This window comes from Aureimonas pseudogalii, from assembly GCF_014196835.1.
In the GTDB taxonomy this organism is placed as follows: Bacteria; Pseudomonadota; Alphaproteobacteria; order Rhizobiales; family Rhizobiaceae; genus Aureimonas; species Aureimonas pseudogalii.
The window spans coordinates 1-19,437 of sequence record NZ_JACIEK010000029.1 but is presented as its reverse complement, the minus strand read 5'-3'; the positions used below and the strand labels follow the sequence as shown (position 1 = coordinate 19,437).

Below are 19,437 nucleotides of genomic sequence, written 5' to 3'. Positions count from 1 at the left end.
CCATCAGGAGCTTTCGACATAGTCGTACTCATAGGCGGATGCCTATGCCTTATCGGCTATGCCACCTGTCCGGTCAAAACGGGGTGCGCTCCACATCCACGGCGTCCGGCGGAAGGTCGACAACGACATTCACGCTCGTTGCGATCCGCTCGATGATGGCCGCGCGCGGTCCGGCCCGCCAGTCCTCGCTTCGATAGAAGGCGTCCTGCGAAACCTGACGATGTTCGAGGCTGTCGTAGGATCGGATCAGGAAATACGCATCCGGATCGTGAAGGGAGTTGCCGTAGGCGACGACATCCATGCGGATCCGTTGATGGAGCGGGACGCTGATGTCACGCATGATACGATCGAACTCGGCGCCGGTGCCGGGTTTCAGCGTGTACAATAGCGTCTCGACCACCTTGGGCATATCGGCCTTCCCTAACCGGCCGCTTTGAGCGAACCGAAACGACCCGTTTAGATCAGCACTCGCTCGACATCGTCCAACGTCATCGCGCCCGGGCGTCGATCGTAGAACTGCGTGGTGCGGGTACTGGAATGGTTTGCCATGGCAGCGACGATCTTGATGGGAGTGATCGGCGTGCCGCTCTTCTCGTGAGCGACGGCCAGATCCTCGTCGGTGAAGGCGAACTCCTCGATCAGCTTCCGCTTGATCTCCTCGCTCGAAGCGGGCCCCCGAGCCCGTCGAGGAGCCGGATGATAGGAAGGTAGGAAATCGTCCTTCTTGAGCTGGTTGGCGATCATGCCCCGGTTCCGCTAGCCCGAACCTTTTCGCGCTTCCTTCCAGACGCTGCACGCGGCTCCATGGCATAGGGCCGGATCAGGATCGAAGCCGGGATCTGAAGTTCGTCATGAAGCCGATTCGCAACAGCCATGGTCAGACCCCGTTTGCGGTTCAAGAACTCCGACAACCGCGATTTCGAGCCGAACACCGGTGCGAGCGTCTCACGCGAGATATGGCGATCGGCCATGACCATCTTCACCGCGTCCACGGCATCGGGCGCCTCGATCGGCCACGTTTTCGCTTCATAAGCTTCGATCAGCGAGGACAAGACGTCGAAGCGATCGGCGTCCGCGGTGCCCAGCTCGGGCTCATGGACGAAATACTGCTCCACCTCAGCCAAGGCCCAATCGTAGTCGGCTTCGGTGCGGATCGGGCGGATATCCATCAGACGGTCTCCGGATTGATGCGGTCGTACTCGGCATGGGTTCCCACGAATTTCACCAGGACGCGGCGAAACCCATAGGAAACATGGACGATCAGGCGGAATTTGTTGCCGCCGATGTCGAAGATGACCCGGTTGTCGGCGACGAAATCGACGTTGGCTCCGAACTGCGCCTTGATCTCGTTGGGCGTGTTCCACTCAGCCTTATCGACGAGGGCGTACCAGGTTCGAAGCGGCGCCTCGGCCTGCGGATGGATGTCCCAGAACTGTCGCAGCGCCCGCTTCGAGAGGATTTGCATCCCGACCAAATAGCTTGTTCCACATTTGGGAACAAGCTGATTGTTGTGCCTCGAAATGAACCGGCCTGTCAGAAGCATGAGCGCGATCGAGAGATCAGCGATCCCAGGGCCTCATGACACCTTCTCGCGGAGCCAGGACGCCAAGCCTGCATCGAGGCACATCTGCGACAGACGTTCCGGACCGATCAGCGAAATGCCATCCGGCTCACGGTCCACCGGCACGTTGCCGGTATGCGACGAGGCGAAGCTTCTTCCTGTCTCTGACCGACAAAGGCATGCTGGCCGCACGCCGGCTCAGCGCGAAAGCACAGGCGCTGACGGCCAAGCCTGTGGCGCTCGTTCGATCCAACCCGGACCAGCCTCGCCGAAAGCTGCGTGCGCATTCCTACAGGACACGCTCTTCGTAAATCCCCGGTCTGCCGCGATGGCGGAGCCCTCCCAGCCTCACTTCCGGGACGGCTCCACCGTGATCGTGCATGTCTGATCCTTGCCGGTTCTGGTCGCGGCCGCCCGGCAGCCCGCCACCTCGGACTTGTTCGTCCGAACCAGCTCATCGGCGTCGGCTATGCGATCCCAGGAGGCGGCGCTGTCGAAGCTCATGAGGCTCATGCCGGCTTGCCACGGCGGCTTGGCCATGACGACGCTGGCGACATGGGGCGCGACCCGGCCTGGCAGGATGGCCGGCAGAAACAGGATCGCGAGAATGCCGGCGGCAAAGCCGGCAAGGCCGCAAACCCCAAGCCATCGGTTTTGCGTCCGACGTTCACGGGCGCTGGCCAATTGGCTCGCCATATCTCGCGCACCCCGCTGAAAGTCCCGGGCCTCGGTCTGGAACTCCTGCACGGCGCTCGTCAACAGGCTTTCGCCGCCGCGCTCGAGCGCGCGGGCATAGTGCTCGGGACCGTTGTTGAGGATCGGCGAGGCCTCGACGGCCTTCAGCCGCTCTGCGAGCGCTGCCACGCCCTGGACGAGGCGGCCAAGATCGGCGCTGTAGTCGGCGGGCTGTCCGAACGCCTCGATCCGGTCGAAGGCCGCTTCCACGCCCTTGCGGATCGTCGTCATTTCTCGGGAGAGATCGCCGGCGAGATCCTCGACCGTCTGGCGCAGCGTCTCGAAGGCCTCAACCGGATCGCCAGCGTCATCTCCGGTATTGGAAACCTGCGGCTCGAACTCCGGCCCGAACTCCAGCTTGGACTTGGGCTCCTGGAACGGCGTCATGCGGCGCGCCCCGCGACCCCGAAGAACCGCAACACCGCCGCATCGACGCTCGCCATGGTGCCGGCGTCCAGAGCGCCGAACACCGCTCCGGCCTTCGCGCGTGGCACGGTGATCGCGCGATCGACCATCACCTGCGAGGGTTTGCGCAGGCCGTTGCCGGCGTCGGGCTGGACCGTGATGCGGATCAGATGGTCGTCGTGAACGTCGCTGGTCAGCTGCAGCACCGTGACGGAGGGAAGCCCGGCGAAGGCGTCGTCCTGCACCACCAGCGCCGGGCGCGGCTTGCCATAGTCGCCGTTCACCGCGATCGTCACGAGATCGCCGCGCTTCATGCCTTCCACTCATCCGCGAAGTGATCCTCATCGACCAGAGCGTCCAGCTCGCGAAGGGACCGCGCCTCGTCGCTGTCCGGATCGCGGGCGCGCTCGGCAATGGCGATGGACTGCCGCCGCGCCTCGACCTCGAACGCCTTGCGGTTGCGACGCTCGACATAGTCGCGCATGAACTCCCGCAGGACCTGGGCCGCCGGTCTGTCCTCGGCCTCGGTCGCCTGGGTGAAGGCGGTCTTCAGGGCCGGATCGACCCGAAAGTTGAACGTGTCCCCCTTGGGATGCTGGCTGACGCGGGGCATGGCTCGCTCCTCCTCTCATATGATGTGCGTATATTGTACGTGCAAATATCCCAGTCCACAATTCACCGCTCAAGCCCGATGCCGTGGCCCCGGGTCAGCTCGCGCTCCATCTGAAGCGCGATGCTGCGGTCGCGCTGCGGCGAGCCGATCCCGAGTTCCATCGCGCGGGTCCGCACGATGGACTCCACTTGTGGGTCGCGCTCGATGGCGCCGGCGATCTGGCGCATCTGTCCCTCGACCTTGCTTCGTGCCTCCTCGTGCCGCCAACCAGGGAGGGCCTGGCGCTCCTTGTGGAGCTCCTGCCAACAGCCGATCAGCCGATCGGCTCGCACGTTCGGATCCGCCACCGCCGCGCGCTCGCGGTCCATGCCGGTGACGATCTGGCCGACCCGCTCCCGCCCGGACAGGTCCGTCAGGGCGCGGGCCGTCTCCGGGTCGTGCCGCGCGGCCGAGACCACCAGCGCCGCCGCCCCGGGCCGCGCCTGGTCGAGGACGAGCCCCGCCTGATGGAGTTCCTGTCTCTGCCCTTCCAGAACAGGCAACCCGTCCCGCATCTGACGCTCGATGGCATGGTGAGCCCGCGCATAGCGATCGACGGCCTGCTCGAACCCGGACAGGGGCCTGAGCCGATCGGCTTGGCGTTGTATTGGACGATCCTGCTCGGCTCTGATGGTTTCCGGTCGTGCGACAGGCGGGGTCGGGGCCGGGAGTCGCAACCCGTCGAACATGCCGCGCTGGCGGACCTCGGCCGGGCGCGTCAGTTCCCGGGCCGCCTCTGCCGGTCCCGGCCCGCGAGCAGGTCCCTCGACCGCCGCGCCCCGTGACAGCTTCAGTCCGTCGAAGGCGCTGCGGCGGTGCTCCGGCTGCGGCTCCTGACGATCCCGCCGCGCCTCCTGCCGCCGTCGGCGCCATGATCGATGGCGAGGTCCTGACGCGCCATCTCCACGCGCGAGGCCTCGGCACGCGGCAGCTCGATGTCGTTCCGAAGCCCGAACGCTTCCGCGATCCCCCGCCGTTCCGCGAAGTCTCGGGGATAATCGAGCGTCGTTTCCTTCGCGCCCGATCGCGACAGGCGGGCCTCGAGCCCGGCCAAGGCCAACTCGTTCGCATCCCGCACCGACCAGGAATGGCGCTGCGCCTCGGTGCCGTCGGGAAGCCGCACCGTCTGCGATCCCTGATGCACGAGACCGATCGTCGCTCCGATCGCGGGCGCCGCTTGCGCCATCGCTTGCTCGAGATCGACGCCCCAGGTCGTGCGCGTCTCGCCGCCCGTCCCCTCCAGCGTGACGAAGTAGCTGCCGCGGTTGCCAGCCTGGTGCTCGTAAGGCGCCGGGCCATGCTCCACCAGTCGACCGGCTTGCCCCGCCTGCCCGAACGGCCCCGCCTGCTTGTCGATGAACGCGTCACGGGCGGCATGAAGCTCCACCCCGTCGCGGTGCCGCGTCATCGCGACATAAGTCAGATGCCGGTCCATCGTACCCGAGGCCAGCACGAAGCTCCGGTCGTCGGTCGCACCCTGGTTCTTGTGGATCGTGGTGGCATAGCCATGGTCAATGGCCTGGTAATCCTTGACCGGCACGATGACGGTACGGGCTTCATCGGCCCGCCAATCCTTTCCGTCGAGCCGCACTTGTATGGCGTTCGGCTCGACGGACTCCACCGTTCCCAGCATGCCGTTCTTCACGCGGAGATCGCGGTTGTTCTCCAGAAATACGATGCGGTCGCCGGGCGAAAAGGCACGCAGTCCGTTGATCGTCTCGAAGGTCCGCTCGCCGCCCTCCTCGCGACGCCCCGGACGATCCCGGTCCTGAAGCGCGGCGCGGATACCTTCGTTCAGCGCCTGCACGTCGACGCGCCGATGCGCCATCGCGACCCGGCTTGCCTCCGGATGCGCTTCCCGATCCTCGATGTAGCTACGCACGATCGCCGCGCGCGCCTCGTCCTGTCCGTCCGCCAGATGGATCGCGCCATGATCCTGGTAGGCGGCCAGACCCTCACCCGTTCGGTGCGTGGCAAAGGCGACGGACGCTTCGCGCTGCCAGTCCTCGCGCTGGCGTCTAATGTCTGACAATTCGGCATGGCCGATCTGCTCGGCGATCGCCCGAAAGGGAGCGCCAGCGCCGATGGCTTGCAGCTGCTCGTGGTCGCCGACCAGCACGATCTTCGCACCCTGCTGCTCGGCCTCGGCAACGAACCGCGCGAGCTGGCGGCTGCCCACCATGCCCGCCTCGTCGATCACGAAGACGGCGCTGCGATCGAGCAACCGCCGATCGTTCTGCCAGCTCATCTCCCAGGAGGAGAGCGTACGCGATGCGATGCCGGAACTCTCCTCCAGTCCCTCCGCAGCCTTGCCCGACAAGGCCGCGCCGTGAACCCTGTAACCTTCGGCCTCCCACGCCTCGCGCGCGGCCGCCAGCATCGTGCTCTTGCCGGCGCCGGCATAGCCGACCACCACCGCAATCCGCTCGCGCCCCGTGACGTGCTCGATCGCTCGACGCTGCTCCTGCGACAGCCCCACTGAGGCATCGCCCGAGCCCCGCCGGATCGCCGCATCCTGGCGCTCCATCGCGCGATCGACATGGCGCAGATCGACGCCATGCGAACGCGCTTCGATCAACCGCGCCACCGCATCCGCCACGCCGCGCTCGACCGCCACCATCTCGCGTGTCGAATAGCGCGCCAGCGCGATCTCGCCCGTCTCTCGGTCGATCGCCTCCGGCTGAAGCTCCACAAGCGCAGGCGACGCCATCACCGTGGCGAACGCATTCTGGAATGCCTGCGCATCGTCGTCGATGTAGCGGTGCAGCGTGCGAGCGACGTCGTGTCGATCGAACACGCTCTTCTCGCCGCTGATGATCGTCAGGACCTGTTCGGGCTTCTCCCGGATGAGGTCCGCGTTGCGTAGGGCAGCATCTGCTTCCAGTCGCTCGCGTGATACGTCGAGGCCTCGCCGTTCCATCTGGACCGCGTGTACACCCATGTGCGCGGTCGGCTCGATCTCGAGTCCGCGCTCCGCATGCGAACGATGATCGATGCAAACATCTAGGAGCCTGTCCGAGTAATCCTCTCGACGGCGGTTCCTGAGGGTGATTCACTCCGCTCATGGCCAAGGTGTTTCGCTCCTGGGATGTCGATCAAGGCTGGCTTCTGCCGCCGTCGCTGCATGAGTTCGTGCCGCCCGGGCACATGGCGCATTTCGTGCGCGACACGGTGCGGGAGGTGCTCGACCTCTCAGTCATCCTCGACACCTACACCGAGGAACGCGGTTATCCTCCCTACCATCCCGGCATGATGGTGGCGCTCCTGCTCTACGGCTATAGCCGGGCCTGTACTCGTCCCGTCAACTCGCCCGTGCCTGCGAAGAGCGGGTCGACGTGATGGCGGTGACCGGGCTGAACCGGCCGGACTTTCGCACGATCGCCGACTTTCGCAAGCGCCATCTCGTGGCTCTCTCGGATCTGTTCGTGCAGGTGCTGCGCCTGTGCCGGGCGGCGGGGCTCGTCCAGTTCGCCCATGTCGCCGTCGACGGGACCAAGATGAAGGCCAATGCCTCACGTCACAAGGCGATGAGCTATGGCCGGATGAAGACGGCCGAGCCGGCGCTGGCCGCCGAGGTCGAGGCCTGGCTGGGCCGAGCGCGCAAGGCGGATGCGGCCGAGGATGAGGAGTTGGGCACGAACCGGCGCGGCGACGAGACGCCGGACTGGATGGCCGACAAGCAGCGGCGGTTGGAGACGATCCGCGCCGCCAAGGCCGCGCTGGAGGCCGAAGCCGCCGATCCGCCCGAATCCGGACGACGAGAGCGGTCCCGGTGCATCCTCGGGCATCCTCGGGCATCCTCGGGCATGCGCTGGCAGCGGCGGCCCCTGCGCGGTGAAGACGGCACCCCCCGACCGGGCACAGCGCAACTTCACCGATCCCGACAGCCGCATCCTGCCCACCCGCGACGGGTTCATACAGGGCTACAACGGCCAGATCGCCGTCGATGCGGCCCATCAGGTCATCGTGGCGCATCGTCTCGTGACGAACTCCGCGGACTCCCGCGCCCTGGTGCCGCTCGTCGATGACGTCCGCGCTCACCTCGGTCGCAAGCCGCGTGAGGTCTCGGGCGATGCCGGCTTTGCCAACGAGGCGAACCTGTCCGCGCTGAAGCAGCGCAGGATCACGGCCTATCTGGCTCCGGGCCGAGCCCGCCATGGCGAGGCGAGGCGAGGCGAGGCGAATGCGACGGGGCGGCGCAAACTGACGAAGACACCCTTGATGAGGGCCATGGCCGACCGGCTGAAGCGCGCGGGACGCCGCAGCCGCTACCGCCTCCGAAAGCAGGTCGTCGAGCCCGTCTTCGGACAGATCAAGCAGGCCAGTGGCTTCCGGCAGTTCCTGCTGCGTGGGCTCGATCAGGTCCGATGCGAATGGGCCATGATCTGCACCGCCCGCAACCTCCTGAAGTTGGCCAAAGCAAGGCGCTGACGTCAAACCCCCGGACCATATCTGCTCGGATCTCAACGCTGATCCTACCGCTCGAACCCGTTACCCGGACAGGCTCCTAGATGAAGGAATGCCATGGCGCGCAAATCCATCGAGCAGCGGCTCGCCGAAATCGAGAACCAGCGCAAGACGCTGAAAGCCCGGCTCGGCAAGCAGGAGCGAACCCACGACACGCGCCGCAAGGTTCTGCTCGGCGCGCTCGTGCTGCACCGGCTGGAAAGCGCTGGCGACCCCGAGTTCACCAAGCGGCTCGGCGACTGGCTGCGCCGGGAACTACCGGGGTTTCTTACGCGCGATGGCGACAAGGAGCTCTTCGTCGATCTCCTGCGCAAGGATGCCGGCGCCGGGTCCGCGATCACCGATGCAAATGCGTCCGGAAGGGAAGGATCGGGGATCGCCTCGTGAGCCATCCGGGGCGCGCCGCGGCGGCCTTCGGCGCGATGCTCCGGATCGCCTGGCAAAGACCGCTCTGGGTGCTGTTCTCGCTGATCGCTCTGCCTTCCGCATCTGGAAGTCCGTCTTCTCCTGGCTGATCATCGTCGTCATCATCGCCTACGTCGTCGGCATGGGCGGCGCCTTCGCGCTGAAGGACAACGGCTGAAGCCTGAAACGTCAGCAGGCGGGCGACATCTCTCAGAACGTCGATCAAGCGAGACACCGTGACAATCTCCTGTTTCGGCGATTGTCCGACAGCGTGACTTCCTCGCTCAAACGAGCATAAAGGCCTTGTCGAATGACTTGAGGTTATGCGAATGCGGCGGGGACGAATGCCGCTCACGGCGCTGCGCAGCTTCGAAGCTGCCGGGCGGTTGTCGAGCATCAAGAATGCCGCGGGCGAACTTTGTGTTTCCCAGGCAGCCGTCAGCCGCCAGGTCGCCGATCTCGAACGGTCCATCGGCCATAGCCTGTTCGTTCGCCTGCACCGATCGGTGGTCCTGACGGATGAGGGCCGGCAACTCCTCGACGTTCTGACACCGTCGTTCGACCAGATCGACGATTGCCTGTCTCACCTGACACGATCGATGGCTCCGGCTCCCTTGAAGATCAGCGTGGAGCCGTCCTTTGCCGCTTGTTGGCTCATACCCAGGCTGGGGGACTTTCAGGCCCTCAACCCCGACGTCGAGCTTCAGATCGACACGGACTCCCGCCTCTGCGGATTTCGCAGGTCTGAAGCGGAAATGGCCATTCGCTGGAGCCGGTCGGCGACATCCTGGCCAAGAACGCAGGCATCTCGTCTCGTCGACGTGACGATGACGCCGATCATATCGCCCCTGGCAGTGGAGACGGGTCTCGACATCCGCCAACCCTGCGATCTCCTCGATTACCCCCTGCTTCACGAGGAAAATCGTAGCGCCTGGTCGGAATGGTTCGATCAGGCCGGCATCAAACGGCTCGATGGTCTGCGGGGCCCTGTTTTTTCCGATCTCGGCCTTCTGCTTGATCCTGTTCGGCGTGGACACGGGGCGGCCCTGATCGACCTTCTGTTCGTCGAGGACGATCTGCGCAATGGGCGTCTCTTGCGTCCGTTACCCCAGACGATGGCCTATGGCGCCTACTGGATCGTGGCCCGCGATCTCTCGCAGCTTTCGCCTGCGGCCGAGCGGTTCGCCTCTTGGTGCCGAGCCCGTATCCATAACTGCGTCGCAGAAATTTCCGAGGCCGTTTGAGAATGGTCTCAATGGCTGATGCGTCGGAGTAGGATGCTTCCCATATGGCAGCGTCGCGCCGGGAACGGGAGGCCCTCGTTTTTTAAGGATGGCGCGAGCCGTGGGTGCACCGACATCGGCGGATCAACGACCGGAGCCGCCGCCATGGGTGATCTCGTTCGATCTGTTTCACGTCTCACCATGGCTTCGGAGAAGGCGACTGAGATGAGCCGGTCCCACCTCGTCGAAGGTTCCGTCCAGGGTCTCGTAGAGGCGTTCGGGGTCGATGCCCATGTCTCGCAGCAGTCGGGGCGGCTTTCGCGACAAGGCTACGAGTATGCGATGGGCCTCCCGATGTCGGCGCATGGCACGCCAGCCCACCCTCAGCGTGCTGATGAGATCGAAGCGATAGACGCCGGGATCGGCAGGACGGTGGGAGACGATGATCGCTGTCATGGCTGAAACTCCCGATCGGAATACGGCGAAGACCAGATTGAACCGGTTCATTCTGCCTGCGCCGCCGATGCTGTCAAGCGATTTTGAACCAGTTCAAGCCTGTGCTAGCTTTCGCGGCGATAAGAGGAGCATTCGCTGGTGAGCCAGTCCGATGGGGAAAAGCCGCCGACGCTCGGAGATCTCGCGAAAGCGGCAGGTGTCTCCAAGGGAACGGCGTCCAACGTCTTCAACCGCCCCAAGCTCGTGCGCGAGGAGGTCCGCGTGCGCGTTCTGGAGACGGCGCGCGGCATCGGCTATCGCGGCCCCGACCCCATGGGCCGGATGCTGAGCGCCGGGCGCGCCAATGCCATCGGCGTCGCCACGATGGAGCCTCTGGCGTACCTGTTCGAGGACCCCTTCGCCCGTCGTCTCATGGCGGCCATCGCGCAAGACTGCCAGGCCGAAGGCGTCGGTCTGTCCCTGGTCTCGGCCGCAGGCGAGGACGATCTGGCCTGGAGCATGGAAAGCGCGCTGGTGGACGGGTTCATCCTGTTCTGCCTCACCGGTGCCAAGCGCCTGATCCAGCGTTCTCGCGAGCGCCGGTTGCCGTTCGTCGCTCTGGATCTCGGCGGCGACGACGAGACGCTCTCCGTCGTCGGCATCGACAATGTCGAGGGCGCCCGACGAGCGGCGCGCCACCTCGTCGATCTCGGCCATCGCCGTTTCGTGATCCTTGCCATGGAAACGACGTCCAACCGCTTCGGGCAGAGGGAAGAGGGCGAGGCGGTCGAGTACCACGCCTCCCGCAACCGGCTCGCCGGCTACCGCGAAGTCCTCGCCGAAGCCGGTATCGACCCGTCGACCGTTCCCGTCTTCGAGACGCTGAGCGACGACCCGACGGTTCATGCCGCGATGGAGGCGCTGTTCTCCGCCGATGCGCGGCCGACCGCGATCCTGGCCCAATCGGACCGCATCGCGCTCATCGCCCTCGCCTGGTTGAAAGCCAGAGGCATTTGCGTTCCCGGCGAGGTCTCCCTCGTCGGCTTCGACGACGTTCCCGAGGCTTCCCTCTCGGATCCCGCCCTGACGACCATCTCGCAGCCGATCGAAGAGATCGGGCGACGGGCGGTTCGCTTGCTCATGAAGATCAGCCGCACCCCGCACGCCGCCCCGCGCCGCGAATGCCTCGACACCCGCCTCGTCGTCCGCGGCTCCAGCGGCCCGGCTTCTGCTGGCTGAGTTCGCGGTTGTCGGTTCTTTTGGCGATCGAGACGGTAGTCTTGGAAGCGCCCTGAAGCTGTCGTTCCCGTCCGCTCTTGAGGTAGCCGCCTTGGCTGGCTACCAAGCGGCAGCGCCAGCCTGGAGGGCCGCACGTGACAGCACCTAGCTGGATGATCGCCGTCCTGATCGTCGCCGCCGTGGGGGACGCAACCGGATCGGCCCGGGCTTCGGACCTGGTGCTTCCCATCCGGTTCGACTCATTCGCCGCGCCTTTGATCGAGTTGGACCTGGACGGCACGACGTCCGCCCTGATGCTGGATACGGGATCGGCCGAGGGCCTGCACCTGACGCGGCCGACGATCGAACGGATCAGGGGAGCGCGGTTCACCGGCCAAACGCAGAAATCCAGCAACATGGCAGGTGACGTACGGGAGAACGCCCGCTTCGTCATCGACGCGCTGACCATCGGCGGCCTGACGTTCCGCGATGTGACGGGTGTCGAGTTCACGCCATGGTCCGTGACGCTGATGGGCGCGGCCGAGCCCCCTGTCTCACCGGTGATCGGCCTCGGCTTCTTCAAGGGACGCAGCATCCTGATCGATTACCAGGCGGCGACGCTGACGGTCTTCGAGGCCTCGGCGGCTGGTGTCCTCGAAGGCCAGGACGGATGGATCGAAGTGCCGTTCCGCCAAACGGATGAGGGCCTGCTGCTCGACGCCGACATTGCCGGCCAAAGGCACCGGATGTCGCTCGACAGCGGCGCTTCGATGTCGATGGTGATCGCCGATCGCATCGACGCTGCGTCGTCGGCAGTTTCCTGCCGATCGATATATCCGAACATGCCGGACGAGGATTGCAAACTCGTTCCGGTCGAGACGGAGTTCGGCGGTTCCAAACGCACCATGAACGCCTTTTTGATGCGTGAGAACCCTGGCCCGTTCGAAGGCACCGGGCTGCTCGGCGGAGACTTCCTCTTCCAGCATGCCGTTCTCGTCGACCTGGGAGCGAGCCGCATGCTCGTGCGCGCATTTCCTTCAGACGCAGGCGGCCGGTCGGCCAGCCGGTTTAGACCCTTCTACGTCCTGCCATAGCTCCAGCACCGTCCCTTGAAGCGGACGTTCACAGCCTCTGTTCGAGCACCGCGATCTCCGTCTCGGCGAACACTTCGATGCCATTCTGGCGGAGAAGCGCCGCCGTCACACCGGAGCCATGGTGCTTCTTGCTGCCGAAGCTTCCATCATAAATGAAGCCGCTACCACACGATGGACTACCGTCGATCAGAAGCGCGAAACGGCAGCCATTCTCGATCGCGAGCTTCAACGCAGCATGGGCACCGGCGACATACAGATCTGTCACGTCGCCACCCGTCACCTCGATCACCCTCGCCGCTCCGGCAAGGACGGCATCACCATCGCCCCCATGCGTGATTTCCGCGGGTGGTCGCGGGACACTAAAGCCGGCAGACAGCTCGGGGCAGACGACGATCAGCCGCCCTTCGTCATTCAACCTTTCCAGAAGCGGATGCATAACGGTCTTGGCAGAACCGTTGTAGCGAACCGGTCTTCCCATAAGGCAGGCGCTTACAAGCAACCTGGACGGTTCTGCCGCGATCATCCCCGTCCGGTGGTCGTATGAAGTTGGCTTCATGGATGAGGATCGGGAAAGCCGTGGCGCTCGGACAAAGTCGCGAGGATCCCGTCTTTGTCCGAGACGAATGCACGTCCCTCGTGAAGGCCTGTCTGGTGTTCGGACGTCGCTCCGTCGGCCAAGATGAGGAGCGGAAGAGACTGGTTGGCTTCCCCGGCCAACTCGATCGCCTTGGACCTCGGACGAGGCCAGGCGATGCGGTGGACATCCAACCCGGCAGACAACTCCGGAAAGGATGCCAAGACGCCTTCCACAAGCGCGCAATGCCAGCAGTAGAAGCGTTGACCAGGGTAGGCCGGGTCATCGAAACCGGGGCGCAGGAGAAGCAGTGTGTCTCGCTTCATGCATATCCTTCTCAGTCATGCTTGACACTTCAACCCAAGGCTCATTCCCGTTGGGAGAGGGAGGGTGTGTTGCAGCATTCTCCGGTCGCAGGCGCAAGATCGGTCGTCAGCCAAGTTCCAATGATCTGACATCACCGGCGTCAGATTTCGACTGAGGCTGTGTCAAAACTCGGTCCGTCAGTTTCCCTTGCAGAATATTGTTTCAGTCCAAGCGGATCCGGTTGGCCTTGTGCTGCTATCGCGCGGTCTTGAAAGTCGATTAGGGCTTCCCAAAGTGGTCAACGGCGGCCGATAGTGTTGTTGCCCCCGAATGATCGGACAGGATCAGACGGATTGCTGGGACGCGATGAACTCGCGCGGTGAGAGATAGCCGAGCGCCTTGTGCGGGTGAATGGTATTGTAGTGTTCGAACCAGATCGGCAGCGTGTCGATGACGGTTCGAGCGTTTGGAAGGGACGAGACGCGGACGTAGTCGCGTTTGATGGTGCGAACGAAGGCCTCGGCCATGCCGTTGGATTGCGGGCTCTGGACGGGCGTGGTTCTGGGCTCCAGGCCGATGTCGCGTGCCAGGCGCTTGGTCTCGCCGGCGATGTAGCCCGAGCCGTTGTCGGTGAGCCATTCGATCGTCTGTGGCAGGCGGTTCACGCGGCCGAAGCGCGCCTCGACGGCGAGGAGCATGAGGTCCTGGACGTCCTCGCCCTTGATGCCTTCGGTATTGGCGACGAAGCCGATGCTCTCTCGGTCGCAGCAGTCCAGCGCGAAGGCCACGCGGACCTTCTCGCCGTTGTCGCAGCCGATCTCGAACCCGTCCGAGCACCAGCGCAGGTTCGAGCGCTCGATGGCCACGCGCCCATCGTGACGTCGCCCGTCGGGATTGCCGGCGTGGCGTTGGAGAAGAAGGCCGTGCGCCTTCATCACGCGATAGACGCGCTTATGATTGGGCGCCGGCTCTCCCGTTGTCCGTGCTTTGCGGCAGAGGATGGCGCGGACGCGCCTGTATCCGTAGGTCGGCATGTCGGCGATCACCGCCTTGATCGCAGCGACAAGCTCGGCGTCGGGCTGCGGCGGTCTGCCGAGCCGCCGATGCGAACGTCCCGCCATACGCTCGGCGACGTTGGATCGGGCAACACCGAGCACCGTGCAGACGGCGCTCACCGCGAACCGTCCTTGGGCCACGACAGCGAGCGCAACAGCGCTTTTTTTGGGCCCGCGGCGACCTCGACGTTCGACGCCAACGGTCGTCTCAACCTTGAGGATCTCGGTCTCCAGCGTCTTCTTGCCCAGAAGGCGATGCAACTCGCGGATCTGCGCCTGGAGAGCGCGATACTCCGAGGCCGCGACGACCTCCTCCTGCGCTCGCGTGGCGACCAGAGCGCCTTGCGAAGCCAACTTGCGCCAGCGGAAGAGCTGGTTCGGCGCAACGCCATGACGATGCGCCACCAAGCTCACCGTCACGTCGGCCTCGTAAGTTTCCTGGACGATCGACAGCTTCTCGGCCGTCGACCACGATCGACGACGCTCGGGACCGGGAAGAACCTCTGCCTTCGAATAGGAACCAGTCATAGACACAACACTACTCCTAACCCTTGCGGGAGTGGGAGATCGTGTCCGGGTCATTCGGGGGGCTATTTCACCGCCTGGCAGAGACGTGTCCCTTGCAGGACGAGGAACGAGGCAAGTTCGCTACGGCTCTCGAGCCGATCCTGCCAATAGCAGCATCAGGACGCGCAACAGATCGAGCCGCCTCGCTCATTCCGATCCCATCAAGGGGAAGGCTTAACCGGACCGATCCCGAAAAGAAGCGTGATCCGCAAGGGATCACGTCAACCAGGGTGAGACATCAGATCGGGAACGCTCGACCTCAACACGCCGATAAGAAAAGAGCCGATATGAGGTCTCCGCCTGGTTCCAGAATAAGCCTATGTTATCGTCAGTTCCATATATAATATGCCTAGTTGCACTTCAGCGATCAGAACAGTACGATGATTTCTTGACAAGGATGGTTTCCAATACCTATACGAAATAAGGCAGGTTGCGGTTGTCGAAGAACAGCCCAAATGCCATACACGGGAGGACCAATATGAAAATTCTAGCGCTCGCTACTGTCTTGGCCGCACTGTCAGGCTCGTCTGCATTCGCTCAGTCGCCCAGCAATCAGGTCTTCATCGACCAGCTCGGCACCCAGCAGAAAATCGCCACGACGCAAAAAGGCAAAGGTAACTACGCGAAGATCAACCAGAACGCCGTTGGCTCATCCGGCAACACGACCGGCCTGGGCCAGTTTGGCGAAGCCAACACCGCCTTCATTGCGCAGGTCGGGACCAACGGCAAGATCGCCAAAACCTTCGTACAGAACGGCAGCAAAAATACGCTGGATATCGGACAGTCCGGCCAGGGCAATGAACTCGCCGGCGGGCAGGTCGGCACCAGCAACACGTTGTTGGTACTGCAGGACGGCACGTCCAACAAGACTTCATCGCGACAGACCGGAACGTTTGGTAACATCAACGTCGATCAGTCCGGCAGTCGAAACCAGTTCGACATCAAACAGGGCGGCATGTTGAACGCGGCTATCGTCGTCCAAACGGGCGATGACGGAATTATCATCTCGGATCAAGACGGCGTCGACAACATGCTCGATATCGGCCAGTCCGGAAGCGGAAATTCCATCGAAACCGACCAGACCTCCTTGGACGGCGATGCGATCAATATTCGCCAGGGCGGCGCTGAGAACGATGTCGTGGTTCGTCAAGGAAACCAGTAGGCTCGTTTGGAAGCGAGGCGCTCTCCTGGCGCTTCGCTTTCGAGATGGTCTTGCATGATGGCGCGCCACTACATCCCGCCCCCTGTCTTCAGCGGGCGCGACGCGGCGATGATTCGATCATGGTCTGACCGTCGGACCGAGGGCAATCATCGCCATTGCGGTGGATCCAGTCAACGGCGTCATCCTCAACCACCATGATGAGTATGCGCGGGGATCAATCATGAATCGAACATGGCCAGGTTGAAGAAGCCCAAGGCGCCGCCGACGGCATAGATCGGTAAGTGGCTGAATGCCTTGCCTATTCCCGCTCGCATGCTCGACATTGCCATCTACGCCCTTCCCGACGTCATCAAGCAGAACAACAAAAACGACACGTCAATGAAGTGGTGCAATGCCACGGCGCAAGGTGTCAACGTTCCCTTGTCCATTCACGACGTGACGTCGAGGATGGGTGTCGAAGAGCTTCAGAGACGAGCGCGTCTTTCGATGTCGCGCGCAAGGCACGGACCTCCCGGCGGCAGTGGCGTCAAGCGTCGTTGGCTTGCTCAGCGACCGCAGAAAATTCCGCCTCCTGGAGGAACAAGAGGCGGAATACGAAGACCGCGGGCGGCGACCCGTGAGGGGATCGCCGCCCTTCAGCCCACGCTTCGGTCGCCCTTGCGAAAGCGGCGATGCCGGCGAAGCGAGGTTTGTCGATCGAATCCGGCACCGGTCAATGAAAATTCGCCTTGGAGACGACCATGATGACATGGCGTCTCCCAAGCGGCCAAAGGGGAGGAAACATCCATGCAGAATCGATCCATCCGCAAGACGGCGAAGACGCTGCTTCTTGCCGGCAGCATGCTCACGGCGTCAGGCCTCCTGCATGCGGCGCATGCTCAGGCCGTCGATGTCGCGGTTCCGCCTGCCCCCATGGGTTGGGCGTCTTGGAACTCGTTCGGAACGGATATCACCGAAACGATCATCAAGGACCAGGCAAACGCGATCAAGGAGTTCAACACGCGTCTGCCCCCGAATACGCCGAAGTACAATCAGGTCAACATCGACGCCGGCTTCTGGATGATCGGCCAGGGTCGCCGATCCGATGGATCGCAGAATATCGATGCGACGAAGTGGACCGGCGGATCGCTGAAGTCGAGCGTGAACTATATTCATAGCCTCGGCCTGAAAGCCGGTGCATACATGGATGTCGGCTTCAACGGCTGCGCCGGGCACGCCGGAAGCGAAGGCTACTATTTCCCTGATATCCAGCGCTTCGCGGACAACGGTTTCGACTACATCAAGGTCGACTTCTGCGGTGGACGTGGACAAGGGCTGGGTCCAAAGGAGGCCTATTCGAAGATTGCTCTCGCCGTCCAGTCGGCCGTCATCCAGGCGCAGCGCGACATCTACCTCTCCATCTGCAATTGGGGCTTCTACGGACCGCCCGGCTTCAGCGACTCCGGCAAGGGTCCCTGGACGTGGGCTCCTGGAATCAACGGCATCGCCTCCAACATGTGGCGAACGAGCGACGACATCACGTTTGCGGTGGGATCGAACGCTCGGGCATCGGCCGAGGACGTGCTGGTCAACTTCCGCGCCAACTATCATCCGGAAGCACAGCACACCGGCTATTACAACGATCCCGACATGATGGTCATCGGGATGGACGGCGTCGATCTCAACCCCGCCGATCCCGTACAGAGTCGCGCTCACATGAGCCTCTGGGCCGTCAGCGGTGCGCCCTTGATGATGGGCAACAACATGAAGACGCTGCTTCAGCAGCCGCAGTTCTCCGCTATCCTCACGAATCCGGCAGTGATCAAGATCGATCAGGACAGCCGCGGCCTCCCGCCGATCCGGGTCGATACGCCTGCCGTCGGCCAGGAAATCTATGCTCGACGTCTCGCCGGCAAGGGCCAGCGTGCCGTCGTTCTGCTGAACACCAACCTTCAGCCGGTCAAGATGTCCTTCACCGCAGCTCAGCTCGGCCTTCTTCCGACTGGGGCATTGTCGGTCAAGGACGTGTGGGCGAACACACCGGCCGAGCGAGCTTCGGGACGCTATGAGGCCACTGTTCCGGCATTTGGCACGATGATGTTCCTCGTCAGCGGCACCGACACGACATCCGTGCCGTCCGCAGTTCGGGCAGGAACCTCGCCCGCTGGCTATCCGACCTTCACCGCCACACTCGCGCCCGCCACATCGTCCCGTACGGCGGGTGTCTACGAGGGCGAAACGCATCTCGACATCGAGTATGTCAACGAGAGAACCGATACGGTCGTGATGGCCATGACGACCAATGACGGAGAAGCGACAAATGTCGCATTCCCCCCGACGGGCCGCGGCGGGCGTGGCACCGTTTCCGTGGTCAACCTCCTGAAGAGGACAGGTCCGAACGTGGTATCGTTCCAGGCCCTGGATCGGAATGCCGGCTCGCGCGTCAGCACCGTCTCCGTGGCTCCCGGTCCCGTGCCCGGCCTTCAGCCGGCCTCGTTTGCAGCTGGAGCCACGACCACCGTTACAGGCGCAGCTTCGCTCGGAGACTGCTCGGCTTGCCCGGGCGGTAAGAAGGTCAGCTTCGTCGGCACTGGCTGGGGCAACAGTGGAACGGTCACCTTCGGCGGCATCAATGCGCCGCAGGACGGCACCTACCGTATTAATGTCGCCTACCTTTCGGCCGAAAGCCGGCAGGCAACTGTCGAAGTCAATGGTGGCGCAGCCCAGACCGCTTCGTTCTATCGGGCAAAGGACTGGAACACCGTGCAGGTAACGCCGGTCACCGTCTCCTTGAAGAAGGGTGCCAACAGCCTGACGTTCTCGAACGCAGCAGGCTTTGCGCCGGACATCACGGCACTCTCGGCGCCGTTGCCCGTCGCAAGCAACTGATTAATTCAACTTAGGCGGCATGAATGCCCTGCGACCACGCTGGTTGCAGGGCATTCATGCCAACGAGCTTTGTTCAGAACCGAAGCGACCAATCGCGCATGCCGCTGGAGATGATTTTCCAAGCCTGATCGACAAGCTTGTTCCCGGCCTTGCGACAGTGAACGACGGTGTCGTCGTCTTCGGTGAAGACGCGACTGGAGATTCTATTGTCGCGCATGAACTGCCAAATCATCTCCACGGCGTTCAGATCGAGCGCGCGACGCGGCAGGGAGAGCAACGAGATTTTTGGCGAGCGCGACGAGCTTGGACGTCATGTTTCAGCCAGCACGATCCAGGATCAACACGGCCTGGGCGCTGAGACCGGCGGGAGCCGAGATCTCCTCCAAAAGCCGTTTCATAGAGTCGATGCCGCAGCAGGACAGCGCGAGACCGGCGCCCTTAACCTTCTTCGGGCGGACGGTGCCCAAGATGCAGGCCCACATGACGCTCGTCGTCTCAAGACGCTACGCGGCCTCACACCCTATGAGGCCATCTGCAAAGCCTGGAAAGAAGAGCCGTCCAGGTTCATCCATGATCCGCACCACCAAATTCCGGGACCAAACATCTAGGCTCAGGACCTATAAATTCACTTTGAAGTCTGATTCAGTGGTGCTTTCGAACGGAGGTTCGGTTGGCCGGTCTGTTTCTTCTGAGCGAGCGCCAGATGGCGC

The 19,437-nt window shown here is 63.5% G+C and carries 20 protein-coding genes and 3 pseudogenes; 9 read left to right on the top strand and 14 right to left on the bottom strand.

The genetic code is table 11. The features are described 5' to 3' along the window. Nucleotides 1-73: 73 nt before the first annotated feature. The 9 genes and pseudogenes from GGR04_RS22820 to traA form a co-directional block, all read right to left on the bottom strand. Nucleotides 74-409, bottom strand: coding sequence for an NIPSNAP family protein (locus tag GGR04_RS22820; RefSeq protein ID WP_183202769.1), 336 nt, complete (start codon nt 407-409; stop codon nt 74-76). A gap of 47 nt (nt 410-456) precedes the next feature. Then, the gene (locus tag GGR04_RS24180; RefSeq protein WP_246393579.1) at nt 457-744 is read right to left on the bottom strand and encodes a hypothetical protein; all 288 of its coding nucleotides are present in this window, start codon (nt 742-744) and stop codon (nt 457-459) included. Further along, nucleotides 741-1,169, bottom strand: coding sequence for a helix-turn-helix domain-containing protein (locus GGR04_RS22810; protein ID WP_183202767.1), 429 nt, complete (start codon nt 1,167-1,169; stop codon nt 741-743). Before GGR04_RS22810 ends, GGR04_RS24180 begins: the two co-directional genes overlap by 4 nt. Then, complete coding sequence (locus GGR04_RS22805) at nt 1,169-1,465, bottom strand: type II toxin-antitoxin system HigB family toxin (protein WP_183202775.1); 297 nt, start codon at nt 1,463-1,465, stop codon at nt 1,169-1,171. The genes GGR04_RS22810 and GGR04_RS22805 overlap by 1 nt, the downstream gene beginning before the upstream one ends. Before the next feature lie 444 nt (nt 1,466-1,909). Next, nucleotides 1,910-2,683 (bottom strand): DUF6118 family protein, encoded by a 774-nt coding sequence (locus GGR04_RS22800; protein ID WP_183202765.1) that lies wholly within the window; start codon nt 2,681-2,683, stop codon nt 1,910-1,912. After that, nucleotides 2,680-3,015: a type II toxin-antitoxin system PemK/MazF family toxin gene (locus GGR04_RS22795; protein ID WP_183202763.1), complete on the bottom strand. Its 336-nt coding sequence runs from the start codon at nt 3,013-3,015 to the stop codon at nt 2,680-2,682. Before GGR04_RS22795 ends, GGR04_RS22800 begins: the two co-directional genes overlap by 4 nt. Beyond that, nucleotides 3,012-3,314: a hypothetical protein gene (locus tag GGR04_RS22790; RefSeq protein ID WP_183202761.1), complete on the bottom strand. Its 303-nt coding sequence runs from the start codon at nt 3,312-3,314 to the stop codon at nt 3,012-3,014. The genes GGR04_RS22795 and GGR04_RS22790 overlap by 4 nt, the downstream gene beginning before the upstream one ends. Before the next feature lie 62 nt (nt 3,315-3,376). Then, entirely contained in the window at nt 3,377-4,042 is a 666-nt protein-coding gene (locus tag GGR04_RS24175) for a hypothetical protein (RefSeq protein ID WP_183202759.1), read from the bottom strand. A gap of 101 nt (nt 4,043-4,143) precedes the next feature. Then, nucleotides 4,144-6,360: pseudogene (gene traA / locus GGR04_RS22780) on the bottom strand (Ti-type conjugative transfer relaxase TraA); the annotation flags it as partial. A 56-nt stretch (nt 6,361-6,416) separates the two neighbouring features. On the opposite strand from traA, the pseudogene GGR04_RS22775 reads away from it, so the two are divergent. The 4 genes and pseudogenes from GGR04_RS22775 (at nt 6,417) to GGR04_RS22760 (ending at nt 9,469) form a co-directional block, all read left to right on the top strand. Then, nucleotides 6,417-7,784, top strand: a pseudogene (locus GGR04_RS22775) (IS1182 family transposase). 93 nt (nt 7,785-7,877) lie between these two features. Beyond that, nucleotides 7,878-8,207 carry a mobilization protein gene (locus GGR04_RS22770; RefSeq protein ID WP_183202757.1) on the top strand — a complete coding sequence of 110 codons (330 nt, stop codon included), beginning with the start codon at nt 7,878-7,880 and terminating at the stop codon, nt 8,205-8,207. Beyond that, complete coding sequence (locus GGR04_RS22765) at nt 8,170-8,403, top strand: hypothetical protein (protein WP_183202779.1); 234 nt, start codon at nt 8,170-8,172, stop codon at nt 8,401-8,403. Before GGR04_RS22770 ends, GGR04_RS22765 begins: the two co-directional genes overlap by 38 nt. Nucleotides 8,404-8,569: 166 nt before the next feature. Further along, nucleotides 8,570-9,469 (top strand): LysR substrate-binding domain-containing protein, encoded by a 900-nt coding sequence (locus tag GGR04_RS22760; protein WP_246393577.1) that lies wholly within the window; start codon nt 8,570-8,572, stop codon nt 9,467-9,469. A 168-nt stretch (nt 9,470-9,637) separates the two neighbouring features. Here GGR04_RS22760 and GGR04_RS22755 read toward each other — a convergent pair whose 3' ends face one another. Further along, a complete protein-coding gene (locus tag GGR04_RS22755) occupies nt 9,638-9,904 on the bottom strand; it encodes a DUF1127 domain-containing protein (RefSeq protein WP_183202753.1) in 267 nt (88 codons plus the stop codon). Between the two features lie 135 nt (nt 9,905-10,039). Here GGR04_RS22755 and GGR04_RS22750 point away from each other — a divergent pair, with 135 nt between their 5' ends. After that, complete coding sequence (locus GGR04_RS22750) at nt 10,040-11,122, top strand: LacI family DNA-binding transcriptional regulator (protein ID WP_183202771.1); 1,083 nt, start codon at nt 10,040-10,042, stop codon at nt 11,120-11,122. A gap of 152 nt (nt 11,123-11,274) precedes the next feature. After that, nucleotides 11,275-12,195, top strand: coding sequence for an aspartyl protease family protein (locus GGR04_RS22745; protein ID WP_210291945.1), 921 nt, complete (start codon nt 11,275-11,277; stop codon nt 12,193-12,195). A 28-nt stretch (nt 12,196-12,223) separates the two neighbouring features. On the opposite strand, the gene GGR04_RS22740 is transcribed toward GGR04_RS22745, so the two are convergent. The 3 genes from GGR04_RS22740 to GGR04_RS22730 all read right to left on the bottom strand — a co-directional run bounded on the left by GGR04_RS22740 (nt 12,224) and on the right by GGR04_RS22730 (nt 14,658). Beyond that, nucleotides 12,224-12,718, bottom strand: coding sequence for a 2-thiouracil desulfurase family protein (locus GGR04_RS22740; RefSeq protein ID WP_210291944.1), 495 nt, complete (start codon nt 12,716-12,718; stop codon nt 12,224-12,226). Between the two features lie 29 nt (nt 12,719-12,747). Then, entirely contained in the window at nt 12,748-13,095 is a 348-nt protein-coding gene (locus tag GGR04_RS22735; protein ID WP_183202747.1) for a DUF3088 domain-containing protein, read from the bottom strand. Nucleotides 13,096-13,419: 324 nt separating this feature from the next. Then, on the bottom strand, nt 13,420-14,658 hold the full coding sequence (locus GGR04_RS22730) for an IS3 family transposase (protein ID WP_183202745.1): 1,239 nt from the start codon (nt 14,656-14,658) through the stop codon (nt 13,420-13,422). Nucleotides 14,659-15,175: 517 nt separating this feature from the next. On the opposite strand from GGR04_RS22730, the gene GGR04_RS22725 reads away from it, so the two are divergent. Together GGR04_RS22725 and GGR04_RS22720 are read left to right on the top strand one after the other, a co-directional pair. Next, nucleotides 15,176-15,859, top strand: a complete 684-nt coding sequence (locus GGR04_RS22725; RefSeq protein WP_183202743.1) for a hypothetical protein — start codon at nt 15,176-15,178, stop codon at nt 15,857-15,859. 786 nt (nt 15,860-16,645) lie between these two features. Next, on the top strand, nt 16,646-18,727 hold the full coding sequence (locus GGR04_RS22720) for an alpha-galactosidase D (protein WP_183202741.1): 2,082 nt from the start codon (nt 16,646-16,648) through the stop codon (nt 18,725-18,727). A gap of 73 nt (nt 18,728-18,800) precedes the next feature. On the opposite strand, the gene GGR04_RS22715 is transcribed toward GGR04_RS22720, so the two are convergent. After that, a complete protein-coding gene (locus GGR04_RS22715; protein ID WP_183202777.1) occupies nt 18,801-19,004 on the bottom strand; it encodes a hypothetical protein in 204 nt (67 codons plus the stop codon). A gap of 208 nt (nt 19,005-19,212) precedes the next feature. Between GGR04_RS22715 and GGR04_RS22710 the strand changes: the two are divergent. After that, nucleotides 19,213-19,335, top strand: a pseudogene (locus GGR04_RS22710) (IS481 family transposase); the annotation flags it as partial. Between the last annotated feature and the right edge of the window lie 102 nt (nt 19,336-19,437).